Source organism: Massilia sp. PAMC28688, from assembly GCF_019443445.1.
In the GTDB taxonomy this organism is placed as follows: Bacteria; Pseudomonadota; Gammaproteobacteria; order Burkholderiales; family Burkholderiaceae_D; genus Telluria_A.
Window position 1 is genome coordinate 2,108,289 of record NZ_CP080378.1, and the last position, 13,588, is coordinate 2,121,876.

Annotated in this window: 14 protein-coding genes; 10 read left to right on the forward strand and 4 right to left on the reverse strand. The window is 63.6% G+C overall.

Annotated features, from left to right (window positions below; genetic code table 11):
• Positions 1 to 303 precede the first annotated feature (303 nt).
• Positions 304 to 1,746 carry a dihydrolipoyl dehydrogenase gene (locus KY495_RS09480; protein ID WP_219883399.1) on the forward strand — a complete coding sequence of 481 codons (1,443 nt, stop codon included), beginning with the start codon at positions 304 to 306 and terminating at the stop codon, positions 1,744 to 1,746.
• A 109-nt stretch (positions 1,747 to 1,855) separates the two neighbouring features.
• Here the strand turns inward: KY495_RS09480 and KY495_RS09485 are convergent, their stop codons facing one another.
• From KY495_RS09485 to modA, 3 genes are all read right to left on the reverse strand, one after another.
• Positions 1,856 to 2,341: an SRPBCC family protein gene (locus KY495_RS09485; protein WP_219883400.1), complete on the reverse strand. Its 486-nt coding sequence runs from the start codon at positions 2,339 to 2,341 to the stop codon at positions 1,856 to 1,858.
• A 116-nt stretch (positions 2,342 to 2,457) separates the two neighbouring features.
• Complete coding sequence (modB, locus tag KY495_RS09490; protein WP_219883401.1) at positions 2,458 to 3,156, reverse strand: molybdate ABC transporter permease subunit; 699 nt, start codon at positions 3,154 to 3,156, stop codon at positions 2,458 to 2,460.
• Complete coding sequence (gene modA, locus KY495_RS09495; RefSeq protein ID WP_219883402.1) at positions 3,149 to 3,913, reverse strand: molybdate ABC transporter substrate-binding protein; 765 nt, start codon at positions 3,911 to 3,913, stop codon at positions 3,149 to 3,151. Before modA ends, modB begins: the two co-directional genes overlap by 8 nt.
• Positions 3,914 to 3,985: 72 nt before the next feature.
• On the opposite strand from modA, the gene KY495_RS09500 reads away from it, so the two are divergent.
• The 5 genes from KY495_RS09500 to KY495_RS09520 all read left to right on the forward strand — a co-directional run bounded on the left by KY495_RS09500 (position 3,986) and on the right by KY495_RS09520 (position 10,227).
• Positions 3,986 to 6,046, forward strand: a complete 2,061-nt coding sequence (locus tag KY495_RS09500; protein WP_219883403.1) for a UvrD-helicase domain-containing protein — start codon at positions 3,986 to 3,988, stop codon at positions 6,044 to 6,046.
• A 19-nt stretch (positions 6,047 to 6,065) separates the two neighbouring features.
• Positions 6,066 to 6,272, forward strand: coding sequence for a SlyX family protein (locus KY495_RS09505; protein WP_219883404.1), 207 nt, complete (start codon positions 6,066 to 6,068; stop codon positions 6,270 to 6,272).
• Positions 6,273 to 6,370: 98 nt separating this feature from the next.
• Positions 6,371 to 6,934: an isochorismatase family protein gene (locus KY495_RS09510; RefSeq protein ID WP_219883405.1), complete on the forward strand. Its 564-nt coding sequence runs from the start codon at positions 6,371 to 6,373 to the stop codon at positions 6,932 to 6,934.
• Positions 6,931 to 7,899 carry a GlxA family transcriptional regulator gene (locus tag KY495_RS09515; RefSeq protein WP_219883406.1) on the forward strand — a complete coding sequence of 323 codons (969 nt, stop codon included), beginning with the start codon at positions 6,931 to 6,933 and terminating at the stop codon, positions 7,897 to 7,899. Before KY495_RS09510 ends, KY495_RS09515 begins: the two co-directional genes overlap by 4 nt.
• A 177-nt stretch (positions 7,900 to 8,076) precedes the next feature.
• Entirely contained in the window at positions 8,077 to 10,227 is a 2,151-nt protein-coding gene (locus KY495_RS09520; protein WP_229518554.1) for a M3 family metallopeptidase, read from the forward strand.
• A gap of 48 nt (positions 10,228 to 10,275) precedes the next feature.
• On the opposite strand, the gene KY495_RS09525 is transcribed toward KY495_RS09520, so the two are convergent.
• Positions 10,276 to 10,716, reverse strand: coding sequence for a hypothetical protein (locus KY495_RS09525; RefSeq protein WP_219883407.1), 441 nt, complete (start codon positions 10,714 to 10,716; stop codon positions 10,276 to 10,278).
• A 187-nt stretch (positions 10,717 to 10,903) separates the two neighbouring features.
• On the opposite strand from KY495_RS09525, the gene KY495_RS09530 reads away from it, so the two are divergent.
• The 4 genes from KY495_RS09530 (at position 10,904) to KY495_RS09545 (ending at position 13,587) form a co-directional block, all read left to right on the forward strand.
• Positions 10,904 to 12,268 carry a hypothetical protein gene (locus KY495_RS09530; RefSeq protein WP_219883408.1) on the forward strand — a complete coding sequence of 455 codons (1,365 nt, stop codon included), beginning with the start codon at positions 10,904 to 10,906 and terminating at the stop codon, positions 12,266 to 12,268.
• 95 nt (positions 12,269 to 12,363) lie between these two features.
• Positions 12,364 to 12,717, forward strand: a complete 354-nt coding sequence (locus tag KY495_RS09535) for a DUF3147 family protein (protein ID WP_219883409.1) — start codon at positions 12,364 to 12,366, stop codon at positions 12,715 to 12,717.
• Positions 12,718 to 12,846: 129 nt separating this feature from the next.
• Positions 12,847 to 13,287: a hypothetical protein gene (locus tag KY495_RS09540; protein WP_219883410.1), complete on the forward strand. Its 441-nt coding sequence runs from the start codon at positions 12,847 to 12,849 to the stop codon at positions 13,285 to 13,287.
• Positions 13,288 to 13,374: 87 nt separating this feature from the next.
• Positions 13,375 to 13,587, forward strand: coding sequence for a VF530 family DNA-binding protein (locus tag KY495_RS09545; protein ID WP_219883411.1), 213 nt, complete (start codon positions 13,375 to 13,377; stop codon positions 13,585 to 13,587).
• The last annotated feature ends 1 nt before the right edge of the window (position 13,588 follow it).

The window sequence follows — 13,588 nt, forward strand, 5'->3', positions numbered from 1 at the left end:
GACCACTTAAAACGGCTTTTTGCAATTTTTCTGCAGCGATATTGATCGCGGGATTTTTCGCGGTCGTCGCCCTGCCTGCATTCGATTCTGCGCAAGAAAGGCGCGCGGTGATCGTCGCGCGTGCGGAACCATGGCTGCTCGGAGGATGCCAAGAAGGTGCGAATTTCGGGGAAACAATTGATTTTGCCCCGTTTAAGTGGTCTGACCCCGGGGGAGGGGGGAGAACGGAGGAGGCCGGTGTCAGCGCGTATTGTGCGGGCCGTATAGAATCGGGGCATCAAACGTTTATGCTGGATGCCTGCTATGAAGACTGTTTCCGTCGATGTTGCCGTCATTGGCACCGGTACCGCCGGCCTGGCCGCTTATCGCGCAGCGCGCGCCCAGGGCAAGCGCGTGGTCGTGATTGAGAGCGGCCCTTATGGCACCACTTGCGCCCGCGTGGGATGCATGCCGAGCAAGCTGCTCATCGCCGCCAGCGAAGCGGCCCACATGACGGCGCTGGCGCCCGGCTTTGGCGTCCATCCCGGCCCGACCAGGATCGATGGCCAGCAGGTCATGGCCCGCGTGCGCCGCGAGCGGGACCGCTTCGTGGGCTTTGTCCTCGAAGGCGTCGATAGTATTCCGGCCGAGGACAAGCTGCGGGGCCATGCGCGCTTCACCGGCCCGCACGCGCTCGTGGTGGGGGAGCATACGTCGGTCGAGGCGGCCAGTGTCGTCATCGCCACCGGCTCCACCGCCACCATGCCGCCGCAGCTTGCCAATGTGGGCAAGGGTGTGATCGTGAGCGATGCGGTGTTCGAGTGGACCGACCTGCCAGCCTCGGTCGCCGTCATCGGCACCGGTGTGATTGGCCTGGAGCTGGGCCAGGCGCTGAGCCGCCTGGGCGTGCGCGTGAGCTTTTTTGCGCGCGGCGGCAGCGTGGCACAGATCAGCGATCCGGAGGTGCTGCACGTGGCCGCGCAGACGCTGGGCGCGGAACTTGACCTGCGCTTCCAGCACGCCGTCGTGGGCGCGCGCCAGGATGGCGAGGAGGTGCTGCTCGAGTCACGCGATGCGTCGGGCAACACCCGCAGCGAGCGCTTTCAGTTCGTGCTGGTCGCCGTCGGCCGCACGCCCAATGTGCACCAGATCGGCATCGAGCATACCGGTCTCGAACTCGATGAGAAGGGCATCCCGCTGTTCGATCCCCTCACCATGCAGTGCGGGACCAGCCATATTTTCATCGCCGGCGATGCCAACAACGAGCGTCCCGTGCTGCCGGAGGCGGCCGACCATGGCAGGATCGCAGGCGATAACGCGGGCCGCTTCCCGAACGTGCTGCCCGGACTGCGCCGCACGCCGCTGGCCATCGCTTTCACCGAGCCCCAAATCGCCACCCTCGGCGAGAGCTACCGCGAGCTGTGTGTCACAGGTCAGCACAAGTTCGCCATTGGGAAGGTGTCGTTTACGAACCAGGGCCGCAGCCGCGTGATGCTGCAAAATCACGGCATGCTGCGGGTATATGGCGAGTACGCGACTGGCCGCTTCCTGGGCGCCGAGATGATCGGGCCGCGCGCGGAGCATCTGGCGCACTTGCTGTCGTGGGCCTGCCAGGCCCGCATGACGGTAGCGCAGATGCTGGACATGCCGTTCTACCACCCCGTCATCGAGGAGGGTGTGCGCACGGCGCTGCGCGACCTGGCGGCAGAACTGGAAAAGGGGGCGCCGGCCGTGGTGGACGCCCCCGAGGTGCTACCGGGCGTATGACCGGCCCTGGCCAGGATGCAGGTGTACCAAGCCCGCCATCGTGTGCGCGTTCAGAGCGCGCAACGGGATTGATCGTTGATGCTGGCCATACCCGATCAATGAATCGATTCTAGTTAAGGTAACTGGCGTCCAGGCGCCCCTGCGCGGCCAGTTCGCGCACCACACGGATGGTGTCAATGTCCGCTTCCTGGTACGCGGACTTGCGGAATTCATCGTACATGGCATTGGCGGCATCGGTCGCGGCATCGTGGCCGTCGTCGTACAGGAAGCGCACGTACAGCGTGTGCTCGGACGGCGCTTCAATCGTCATGGTCAGGCTCGAGGCGCTGATCTCGCCCTGCGCCGCCACTTCGTAGCGCACCTGTTCGAGCGGCGTGAGGAACACGCGGTCGACGATTTCGAGCTCGCCGTAGCGCAGGCGGCGCCGGAAGCTGCCGCTTTCGCGCTCGTCGATGGTGCATTCGTCCAGGTGCGGCACGAACAGCTTGGGCGAGTCGGCCCGCAGCACCAGCCCACGCCACAGCTGGTCGCGCGTGATGGTGTCGATCAGGGGATTGAGCGGGTCGTTGATCTCGATGAGGTGTTCAAATTTCATGATGGTGTCGTCAATGGCTGGCACAGGCGCCGATCCAGTCATGGTAACGCAAGCAGTGACAAAACGGCCAGGTAATGCGCGCTGGCAACTGCGATGGTGGCCGTACTCGCTGGCGGTCAGGCGCCCAGCAGCATGCGGTGCTGGCGCCGCTGCAGCACGGCGATGGTGATGAGGATGAGGAAGGAAATCGCCAGCAGCACCAGGGCGTAGGCGTGCGCCGTGTCGTAGTGAAGCTGCTGCGCCTCGTCATACAGGGCAATCGAGGCCACGCGCGTCTGGCCTTCGATATTCCCGCCCAACATGAGTACCACGCCGAATTCGCCCATGGTGTGGGCAAAGCTGAGCGAGGCGCCGGCCAGCACGCCATTTTTCGACAGCGGCAGGATGATGGACCAGAACACCTGGCGCCGCGTCAGGCCCAGCGCCAGCGCGGTCTGCACCATCTCGGGCCGCACGGCGCGAAACGCCGCCTGGATTGGCTGCACTGCAAATGGCAGGCTGTAGATGATGGAGCCGATCACCAGGCCGGTGAAGGAAAACGGCAGCGGCTGGCCAAACACGTGGACCCAGGCCGCGCCCACCGGCTGGCCGGGCGACATCAGGACCAGCAGGTAGAAGCCGATCACGGTGGGCGGCAGCACGATGGGCAGGCTGACCAGCGTCTCGGCCACGATCACGCCGCGCATGCGGCTGCTGGTGAGCCAGTGCGCGAGCGGGATGCCGATGGCCAGCAGCGCCAGCGACGAGACGGCCGCCAGCTTCAGGGTCAGGCCAATCGCTTCCCACAGGCCGGGAGGGAACGACCAGTCAAGCATGTTTGGCGGGTGGCAGGCCAAAGCCGTGGCGCTGCAAGATGGCGCGCGCCGTAGGCGAGTGCAGGAACTGCATGAAGCGCGCCGCGGCCGGATGGCCCTTGCCGCGCGCGGTGAGGATGGCGCCCTGTTCGATCGGCGCCAGTCCTGCCTGTGGCACCAGGTAGTAGCTGCCCACGCCCTTCAGGCGCGGTGCCAGCACGGTGGCGTAGGACACCACGCCCACCTGGGCATTGCCGGTCTGGACAAACTGCGCGGTCTGGGCGATATTTTCGCCCAGCACCAGCTTGCCGGACACGGCATCCCACACGCCGTGATGCTGCAGCGCGGCCCGCGCGGCCATGCCATACGGCGCCACCTGGGGATTGGCGATTGCCACCCGCGCCAGGCGCGCATCCCTGAACACGGCCATGCCCTGCCTGAGGTCAAAGCGCGGGTCCAGCGTCCACAGGGCCAGGCGCCCGATGGCATAGGTGGTGAGCGTGGCACCGTCGGCGGCGCCTTCGGCCGCCAGCCGCTGCGGATACATCATGTCGGCCGACAAAAAGACGTGAAACGGGGCGCCGTTCTTGATTTGCGCGAAAAAATTGCCAGATGAGCCAAGCGAGGTCTTGAGCTCCACTCCCGGCGCCTGCTTGCGGAAGGCGTCGGCCAGTTCGCCAATGCTGTAGGTCAGGTCGGACGCGGCCGCGACCACCAGCGGCTCGGCCCGGGCTGGCAGGGCGAGTACGCCCAGCATTGTCAGCAGGAGTGTTTTCATGTTCTGTATTCTACGATAGCGCGGCCCGGCGGTGCGCTACAATGGCGGGCTGTTTTCGAAAGTCACCCGCCGATGTCCTCCACTCCCAAGTTTGGCCTCAATGCCCCGCAGAGCGAAGCTGTGCTGTACCTGGACGGCCCGTGCCTGGTGCTGGCCGGTGCCGGCTCGGGCAAGACGCGGGTGATCACGCAAAAGATCGCGCACCTGATCGAGGACCGCGGCTACGATCCGCGCACCATCGCCGCCCTCACCTTCACCAACAAGGCGGCGCTCGAAATGCAGGAGCGGATCGCCAAGCTGCTCAAGCAGCCGCGCCAGGCCAAGCAGCTCACGGTTTCCACCTTCCACTCGCTGGGCGTGAAGATCCTGCGCCAGGAAGCGGCCGGCGTGGGCCTGAAGGACCGCTTCTCCATCATGGACAGCGATGACTGCTACGGCCTGGTGCAGGACCTGGCGATCACCACCGACAAGCAGATCATCCGCGCCATCCAGACCGCCATCTCGCTGTGGAAGAATGGCCTGGTGGACCCGGAACACGCGATCAAGCAGGCCAAGGATGAAGACGAGGCCCTGGCCGCCCGCGTGTACCGCAGCTACGTGGCCACGCTGCAGGCCTACCAGGCGGTGGACTTCGACGATTTGATCCGCCTGCCGGTGGAACTGTTTCGCAACAACGATCCGATCCGCGACAAGTGGCAGCGCCGCCTGCGCTACCTGCTCATGGACGAGTACCAGGACACCAATACTTGCCAGTACGAGCTGGTCAAGCTGCTGGTGACGGGGATTGGCAAAAAGCCCATGTTCACGGCTGTGGGCGACGACGACCAGGCCATCTACGCCTGGCGCGGCGCCTCGGTGGAAAACCTGAAGACGCTGGGGGAGGATTTTCCAGACCTGCGCGTGATCAAGCTGGAGCAGAACTACCGCTCCACCACGCGCATCCTGCAGGCCGCCAATGCGGTCATCGGCAACAACCCCAAGCTGTTTGAAAAGTCGCTGTGGTCGGAGCACGGCCTGGGCGAGCCAATCAAGGTACTGGGCATGCAGACCGACGAACAGGAAGCCGAGCAGATTGCCATCATGATTTCGGCCGACCATTTCCAGCGCAAGAACAAGTGGTCCGATTACGCCATCCTGTATCGCGGCAACCACCAGGCGCGCGTGATCGAACAGTCGCTGCGCAAGGAACGCATTCCGTACACCATTTCGGGCGGCCAGAGCTTTTTCGACAAGGCTGAAATCAAGGACATCATCAGCTACCTGCGCCTGATCGCCAACGATGGCGATGACCCGGCCTTCATTCGCGCCGTCACCACGCCCAAGCGCGGGGTCGGCATGGCCACACTGGAAGTGCTGGGTGCCTTTTCCAAGCAGTGGAACTGTTCGCTGTTTGAAGCGACCTTCAAGGGCGGCATCGAAGCGCTGCTGCCAGACCGCCAACTGCTGCCCCTGCGCGACTTCTGCAATTTCATCAATCAGCTCGAAGCGCGCGCCAGCCGCCCCGGTCCCTCCGGCAGCGGCGAGAATGCGGCCGCCGTACTGGACGACATGATGAAGGAGATCGCGTACGAGAGCTACCTGTACGACGTGTTCGAAGAGCGCGCCGCACAGAGCAAGTGGCAGAACGTGATGGAGTTCATCAACTGGCTCAAGGAGCGCGGCAACGGCGGCAAGGACAAGCAGGGCGAGGAAAAGAATCTGCTGGAGCTGACCCAGATGGTGGCCCTGATGAGCATGCTGGAAGGCCAGGACGAGGAGCCGGACGCGGTGCGCATGTCGACCCTGCACGCCTCCAAGGGCCTGGAATATCCGCATGTGTTCCTGGTGGGCGTGGAAGAAGGCATCCTGCCGCACAAGGGCGACCCGGACGCGCCGGTGGAGGTGATCGCCGCCCGCATCCAGGAAGAGCGGCGCCTGATGTATGTGGGCATCACCCGTGCCCAGCGCACCTTGCACCTGACCTGGTGCAAGAAGCGCAAGCGCGCGGGCGAACAAGTCCATTGCGATGTGTCGCGTTTCATCAAGGAGATGGAGCTCGATGTGGGCACCGCCGTGCCGACCGAGGCCGAAACCCTGTCCCCGAAAGACCGCCTGGCCAGCCTCAAGGCCCTGCTGTCCACGCCCAAATCTTAATTCAGCCAGGAGCTGCGCAGTGAACCAGGAAGACCGTTTCGTCGACATTGAAATCAAGCTCGCCTACCAGGAAGACCTGGTGGAAGCGCTCAACCAGATGGTGTATCAGCAAAGCCTGCGCATCGACCAGCTCGAAGCGCTGGTCAACAAGCTGGGCGAACACATTCGCAACAATGCCCAGGCCACGCCAGGCCTGCTCCTGAATGAGCGCCCGCCCCACTACTGATGTCCTGAAATGATCGAAACATGGCTGGCGCTGAGCGGACCATGCCGCTTTGCCCCGATACTATGGTGGCTGTTCTCCCCACTGCCAAGGAAACCGCCATGCAAAGCTGTCTGATTGTGATCGATGCTCAGGAATCGTTCCGCCACCGCCCCTACTACCATGCCGGCGCCATGGACGCCTACCTGGTGCACCAGAATGCCCTGATCGAGGGCTGCGTACAGCGCGGCGTGCCGGTCGCGCGCGTGCTGCACGTGGAGCCGGATGCGCCTGCCAATCCGTTTGCGCTCGCCTCCGGCCATGTGCGCCCGCTCGATGCTCTGGCGGCGTTTACGCCCGCCTTTGAGGCACACAAGAGCCGCCACAGCGCCCTGGTGGGCACCGGCCTTGATGTCTGGCTCATCAGAGAAGGTGTGCGCCGCGTCATCATCAGCGGTATCCGCACCGAGCAGTGCTGCGAAACCACGGCCCGCCATGCTTCCGACCTGGGCTGGGAAGTCGACTACGTGGCCGACGCCACGCTCACCTTTGACATGCTGCAGCCGGACGGCACGCCCCTGTCCGCCGCCGACATCACCGCCCGTACCGTCACCGTGCTGCATGAACGCTTTGCCACCGTGTGCACGGTGCAGCAGGCACTGGCGCGCGCGGGGTCTGGGTCATGATCACGGTCTGGTTCATGCTCCTGCCGGACAGCCTGATCATGGACTGGGCCGGTCCCGCCGAAGCGCTGCGCATCGCCAGCCAGATTCGCCGCCTGCAAGGACAGGCCGCGCCGTTCGCCATGCGCTTTTGCGGCCCGCAGGCAAGCTGCGCCACGTCGGTGGGCATTGCCGTCAGCGGGCTGGAACCCTTGCCGCAGCAGTTGCCCGAGGGGCAGCACTGGATCGTGCTGGTGGGGCGCCCGGGGCAGGAAACGCTGGCCGATGATAACGCCACCCGCGAGCTGCTGGCCTGGCTGCGCCGTCTCGACCTGGCCGAGGGCGGCACCGAGCTGATGACGATCTGCGCCGGATCGGTCATTGCGGCCCACGCCGGGCTGCTCCACGGCCGCCGCGCCACAACCCACCACCATCACCTCGACGAGCTGCAGCAAACCGGCCAGGGCTGCATGGTGGTACGCAACCGCGTGTTTGTGCAGGATGGCCCGGTGTGGAGCAGCGCCGGCGTCACGACCGGCCTGGACCTCATGCTGCACCGGATCGGGCTGGCATGCGGCCCCGCCCTCGCAGCCGAGGTGGCCCAGAACATGGTGGTGCCACTGCGGCGCGGTCCCAACGACCCGGAGCTCTCGCCCTTTCTCGCTTACCGCAACCATATTCATCCTGCCCTGCACCGGGTGCAGGACGCCGTCACCCAGGCGCCGCAGCAAGCCTGGACCGTACCGGCCATGGCGGCCATGGCGCACACATCGCCGCGCCATCTGACACGCCTGTTCCTGGAATACGCCGGCATCGCGCCGCTGGAATACCTGCGCCGCATCCGGCTGGCAGTGGCGCAGACAGCGCTGCGCTCGGGGAACAATGTGACGCAGGCAGCGGCCACGGCCGGGTTCAGCTCCGATACCCAGCTGCGCCGCGCGTGGCAGCATTTCGGCCTGGAAGGAACGCCCTCGGGCATGCACAGTTGACACAACGCCCGTCAATACGGGCGGCCGCTCCGATGGCGGCAGGTCCCGGTTTGTGCAGCGATGTAACACATGCATACACGTTTACGGGTGACGGGGGGCGGGCATCCTTGCTATGATCTGGCGCTAAGTGCTGCCGGCTTGTGCCTGGCAGCTTGTACCACGCCCGTGAAAGATGCCATGAATCGTCCTCAAATGCTGATCGTTGCCGCCAGCCTTGCGCTGGTGCAGACCGCCGCCCTGGCCGCACCTGCCGCCGCCCCCACTGCCGCCGCTGCTCCTCTGCCGGCGAGCAATCCACTGGCAGCGGCCAGCACGCTGCCGTTCCAGTATCCCATGTTCGACAAGATCAAGGACAGCCACTACCAGCCGGCCTTTGCCGCGGGCATGCGCGAACAGCTGGCCGAAGTGGCTGCCATTGCCGGCAGCAAGGACGCGCCCACCTTCGACAACACCATCGTGGCCATGGAAAAATCGGGCCAGCTGCTGTCGCGCGTGTCGACCATTTTCTCGGCCCTGCAAGGCGCCAACACCAACGACAAGCTCGATGCCATCGACCGTGAAATGGCCCCCAGGCTGGCGGCCCACGACGATGCCATCTTCCTCAACGACAAGCTGTTCCAGCGCGTGAAAGCGCTGTACGACCAGCGCGCCACCCTGGGCCTCGATGCCGAATCCGCCTTCCTGCTCGAGCGCTACTACAAGGACTTCGTGCTGGCCGGCGCCAACCTGAGCCCGGAAGACAAGAAGCGCCTGAAGGCCTACAACGGCCAGATCGCCACGCTCCAGACCACGTTCAGCCAGAACGTGCTGAAGGAAAAGAATGCCAAGGCGCTGGTGGTCAATGTGCGCTCGGAACTGGCCGGCATGAGCGACGCGGCCATTGACGGCGCCGCTGCCGAAGCGGCCAGGCGCGGCCTCAAGGGCAAGTTCGTCATTCCCCTGATGAACACCACGGGCCAGCCGGCGCTGTCGGTGCTGACCAACCGCGCCGTGCGCGAGCGCCTGCTGGACGCATCCATGAAGCGCAGCAGCCAGGGCGGTAAGTATGACAACCGCGCCGTGGTCCTCAAGCTGGCCAAGCTGCGGGCGGAAAAGGCGGCGCTGCTGGGCTACCCTGACTATGCTTCCTACTCGCTGGCCGACCAGACCGCGCAGACCCCGGCCAACGTCAACAAGCTGCTGTCCGACCTGGCCAAGCCGGCCGTGGCCAATGCACGCAAGGAAGCAGCTGCAATCCAGAAGATCATCGATGCGGAAAAGGGCGGCTTCAAGGTCGCCGCCCACGACTGGGATTTCTATACCGAGAAGGTGCGCGCTGACCAGTACAGCTTTGACGAAAACCAGCTCAAGCCTTACTTTGAACTCGACAATGTGCTGGTCAAGGGCGTGTTCTTCGCGGCCGAGAAACTCTACGGCCTGACCTTCAAGGAACGCAAGGATCTGCCGGTCTACAACGACGACGTGCGCGTGTTCGACGTCTACGATGCCGACGGCAAGCTGCTGTCGATCTTTATCGCCGACATGTACGCCCGCAGCAACAAGCAGGGCGGCGCGTGGATGAATGCCTATGTGCCGCAGTCCGGTCTGCTGGGCAACAAGCCGGTCGTTGCCAACCATCTCAACATTCCCAAGCCGCCCAAGGGCGAGCCGACCCTGCTGACGGCCGACGAAGTCAAGACCACCTTCCACGAGTTTGGCCATGCGCTGCACGGCTTGCTGTCGAACGTGAAGTACCCGCGTTTCTCCGGCACCAATGTGCCGCGTGACTTCGTGGAATACCTGTCGCAGGTCAATGAAATGTGGATGTACGAGCCCGCGGTGCTGGCCAACTACGCCAAACATTACAAGACGGGCGAACCGATGCCCAAGGAATTGCTGGACAAGGTAGCGGCATCGAAAAAGTTCAACCAGGGTTTCGCCACCACGGAGTACATTGCGGCGTCGCTGCTGGACCAGAAGTGGCACCAGCTGCCGGCGGCAAAGATCCCGACCGATGTGCTGGGCTTTGAAGCGGCCGCGCTCAAGGAAGCCGGCGTGGATTTCGCACCGGTTCCGCCGCGCTACCGCACGACCTACTTCTCGCACGCATTCTCGGGTGGCTACGCGGCTGGCTATTACTCCTACCTGTGGAGCGAAAAGCTCGATGCCGATACCGTGGAATGGTTCAAGGAAAACGGCGGCTTGCAGCGCAAGAACGGCGACCACTTCCGCAAGACCTTGCTCTCGCGCGGTGGCTCGATTGAAGCGATGCAGATGTTCCGCAATTTCCGGGGACGTGACGCCAAGATCGAACCATTGCTCGAGCGCCGCGGCCTGATCGCCGACTAAGCCTCACCCTCAGTACCCAGCCGCCCGCTTTGCCGGGCGGTTTGCATTTCAGGTGCGCTGCTGCAGGTGAGCGCGCACCGCTTCCTGAAAGCCCATTGCATCCTTGGGCGGATAGTAAATCCAGCGCTTGCCGAACTGGATGCGGAAGTGGGCGATGGAAGTGGCCGTCGGCGTCATCTCGCGCGGCAGCACCAGTGGCCACAGCCAGCCGTGGATGATCAGTTCTTCGCGCGAGGCTTCTGTCACTTCCGTCACATCCTTCCACGCGATAAGTTTCGGATCGCCCAGCATGCGCTTGAGGCGCAGGCCGTCGCCGGCCACGGTGATGTCGGTGACGCAAAACAGGACGAACCCCAGGTACAGGGCGCCGGCAAAGATCCAGGCGATGGTGGTGCTGCCGGATGCATACCATGCCAGCAGGGCAGGCAGGCCGAACAGGATGGCAGACTGGCCAATGCCAATCACGATGGCGATGAGGGTGTCGGCCATATCGCGTGGTGCAACGCGCGGCGGAAAAGTGTGCTCGGACATGATTTGATGGGCAGCCGGGGGGGCGCGAGAAAAAGTTAAAACCTGAGTATGGCCGTGTTGATGCCGATGTGCAACAGTTGAGCTACCCGCTAGTGTTGCTTTCCGCCATCTGTTACGCTCTATAACTTTTCGCTGAGCCATTCCGATGAAACCCAGATTGTTGTTCAAGCGCGCCTGCGCGGTGACCGGCCTGCTGGCGCTGGTTGGCATTGGTTTATACGCTGCCGTGAACCGGAACGACAGGCCACCCTCGCTCGTGGTCCATCGGCTTGAAGCGGCTATGCATGCACTTGGCAGCGCTGCGCCGGCCGACAATGGCTATATCCATATGCTGGCACTGGACGTGCCGCCGGATCGGGATGTCGTTGCCGTCGGGGCGGGCAGGGCAGCGTGGCTGGCGCAGTGGACCGCCAAAGACGCGCGTGAGGATTCGTCATTTCCCGACGGCCTCCAAGCTGTGTCGATGGAGCCGGCAGCGTCCTACCACGCGCTGCACCAGGCCTGCCGCCAGCTCAACCGCGTGTGTCAGGATGCCTTGGCCATGGACATGAGCAAGACCACAGCATGGCTCGCTTCCCAGCAATGGCTGCACGCACGTTATGGCACCATGCTAGGCACCACTGCCTGGCGCGAGGTGCCGCTGGCGGGAGAACAGATACCCTTGCCTCGGTTCAGCCCTGGGTTTGAGGGACAGCGGCTTCATTTGCTACACGCATGGCTGCAAGCGCGTGAGGGCAATGCGGAACAAGTTAAAACGCTGCTGGAACGTGACCTGGTGTTCTGGCGCATGATGCAGCTATCGGCCGCTAACCTGCTGACGAAAATGATGGGGACGGCGGGCATCCAGCAACACTTTCAGGCAGCCAGCATGATCATGCACGCGCTGCCAGCCAGCCAGCGATCGCGTGCCATTCCGCGCAGCTGGGGCGTGGCCTTTTCACCGGAAGAACGATCCATGACACTGGCCATGGCGGGCGAATATACGCTTGTGAAGGGCGGCTATGCAGAGATCGCGCAAAAAGCGCAAGCTGGCCCATGGTGGCGCGTGCTCCCGTTCAAGGTGGGCGCCTTCCAGATGCAGGATTCCCTGAACCGCTATGCCGGGCACACAGTTGCCATTGCGGACACGCTGGCCGTCGACTTTCCGCAGATGCAAGCGGCAAGTGAGCGCGCTCGCATGCTTGTGCCCGCCACCCGGGATCAGGGCTTTGCTACATACTTGTATAATCCGCTGGGCAAGATGCTCATCGAGGTGGCTGTAGAAACAGCCAGCTTCGTTAACTACGGCTTGCGCGTGGCCGATCTGGAAGCGATGCGGCGCGCCGCCCTGCTCGCGGCGCACTTGCGTGCGACCAATGTTGCCCGCGCTGATATGCCCGCCAGCATGCAGGCATCCGCGCTACGCAATCCCTACAGCGGCCAGCCATTTGTATGGGACGCGGAAAAAGAGCGGTTGATGGTCGGTGGTCTCGCGCAACCTGATCCACGGCGAGAGGCGATTGAGTACTAAATGTGAGACCCGGCGTCGTAAGCACGCGCAGCTGTCAGGGGATAGTCGACCGTGACCCTGATAAACTGCGGCCTTTCTCGCCTTGAAAGTTGCACATGGCTTGGCTCATCACGAAATATCTCATCACTGCCGGCATGGTCGTTGCCATTTCCGAAGTGGCCAAGCGCAGTGACCGCCTGGGCGGGCTGGTGGCGGCATTGCCGCTGGTGACTTTCCTGGCGCTGGTCTGGCTCTACCTCGACAAGCAGCCGGCCGAGAAGATTGCCAACCACGCCTGGTACACCTTCTGGTATGTGGTGCCGACCTTGCCGATGTTCCTGGCGTTTCCGCTTTTGCTGCCGCGCCTGGGGTTCTGGCTGACCATGGCAGCGTGCATCGCCTTGACCGTGTGCTGCTTCGTCCTGTTTGCCCTGCTCGTGCGCCAGTTCGGCATTGAGCTCCTGCCCTGAGGGCTGCGTAGCGTCTTGCGCGCTGTCGGGTAGCGCAGCATGATGCTTTTGCCAAGCAGCTGGTCAAAAAGTTTTGCCTCCCTATACTTGGACTGCGTTTTCCAGTTGTCCAACCTCAAGGAGTCAGACATGTCCAAATTGATGCGCGTGCTTGCTGCCGGTGCCGTGGGTGCCGTCATGTCAGGATGCTATGTGATGCCGCTGAACCAGCACCCTGTTGGCGGCGGTTATTCTGCCCAGGGCACCGCCTTCGTTCCCGTGGCCGCAGTCCGGGCACCATTCACCGCGCGCCTGTACCCGGCCAACACGGCGGCATCTCAACTGGGCCCGGCGTCGGGCATGATCAGTAATCCCGAAGACGGACGCGGCCAGTTCTCATTTGCCGTTGGCGGCGAATCGTTCCAGGGGGAAGCCACGCGCGCGGCCCATGCGAAGAAGGGTATCGCCAACGCCAGCGGCAGCCGCGGCGGTTTCGTGCGCTGCGAATACATGATGAGCAGCAGTGCCATTGGCTCCGGCTCTTGCCTGTTCTCGGGCGGTGCCCGCTACGACATGCATATCTCGCAATAAGCCCCGCCCCAGCGTGCTAAGCTACGCCATCCGCATGCCGCTTTCCGGTGTGCGCTTTTTTCCATTTGGCGTAGAGTTGCATTGACAATGAGTGTTCAGGCCCTGCACGGTATTACCTTAGAATCTTTACTGACCCGGCTGGTCGAGCATTACGGCTGGGAAGGCCTGGCGCAGCGCATCGACATCAATTGTTTCATCAGCGATCCCAGCATCAAATCGAGCCTGAAGTTCTTGCGCAAGACTCCGTGGGCGCGCACCAAGGTCGAAGAGCTGTACCTGGCAACAAAGTTCACACCATAAA

Coding starts and splice junctions, on each gene's coding strand:
- KY495_RS09480 (WP_219883399.1), top strand. CDS start 304: ATGAAGACTGTTTCCGTCGATGTTGCCGTCATTGGCACCGGTACCGCC.
- KY495_RS09485 (WP_219883400.1), bottom strand. CDS start 2,341: ATGAAATTTGAACACCTCATCGAGATCAACGACCCGCTCAATCCCCTG.
- modB (WP_219883401.1), bottom strand. CDS start 3,156: ATGCTTGACTGGTCGTTCCCTCCCGGCCTGTGGGAAGCGATTGGCCTG.
- modA (WP_219883402.1), bottom strand. CDS start 3,913: ATGAAAACACTCCTGCTGACAATGCTGGGCGTACTCGCCCTGCCAGCC.
- KY495_RS09500 (WP_219883403.1), top strand. CDS start 3,986: ATGTCCTCCACTCCCAAGTTTGGCCTCAATGCCCCGCAGAGCGAAGCT.
- KY495_RS09510 (WP_219883405.1), top strand. CDS start 6,371: ATGCAAAGCTGTCTGATTGTGATCGATGCTCAGGAATCGTTCCGCCAC.
- KY495_RS09515 (WP_219883406.1), top strand. CDS start 6,931: ATGATCACGGTCTGGTTCATGCTCCTGCCGGACAGCCTGATCATGGAC.
- KY495_RS09520 (WP_229518554.1), top strand. CDS start 8,077: ATGAATCGTCCTCAAATGCTGATCGTTGCCGCCAGCCTTGCGCTGGTG.
- KY495_RS09525 (WP_219883407.1), bottom strand. CDS start 10,716: ATGGCCGACACCCTCATCGCCATCGTGATTGGCATTGGCCAGTCTGCC.
- KY495_RS09530 (WP_219883408.1), top strand. CDS start 10,904: ATGAAACCCAGATTGTTGTTCAAGCGCGCCTGCGCGGTGACCGGCCTG.
- KY495_RS09535 (WP_219883409.1), top strand. CDS start 12,364: ATGGCTTGGCTCATCACGAAATATCTCATCACTGCCGGCATGGTCGTT.
- KY495_RS09540 (WP_219883410.1), top strand. CDS start 12,847: ATGTCCAAATTGATGCGCGTGCTTGCTGCCGGTGCCGTGGGTGCCGTC.
- KY495_RS09545 (WP_219883411.1), top strand. CDS start 13,375: ATGAGTGTTCAGGCCCTGCACGGTATTACCTTAGAATCTTTACTGACC.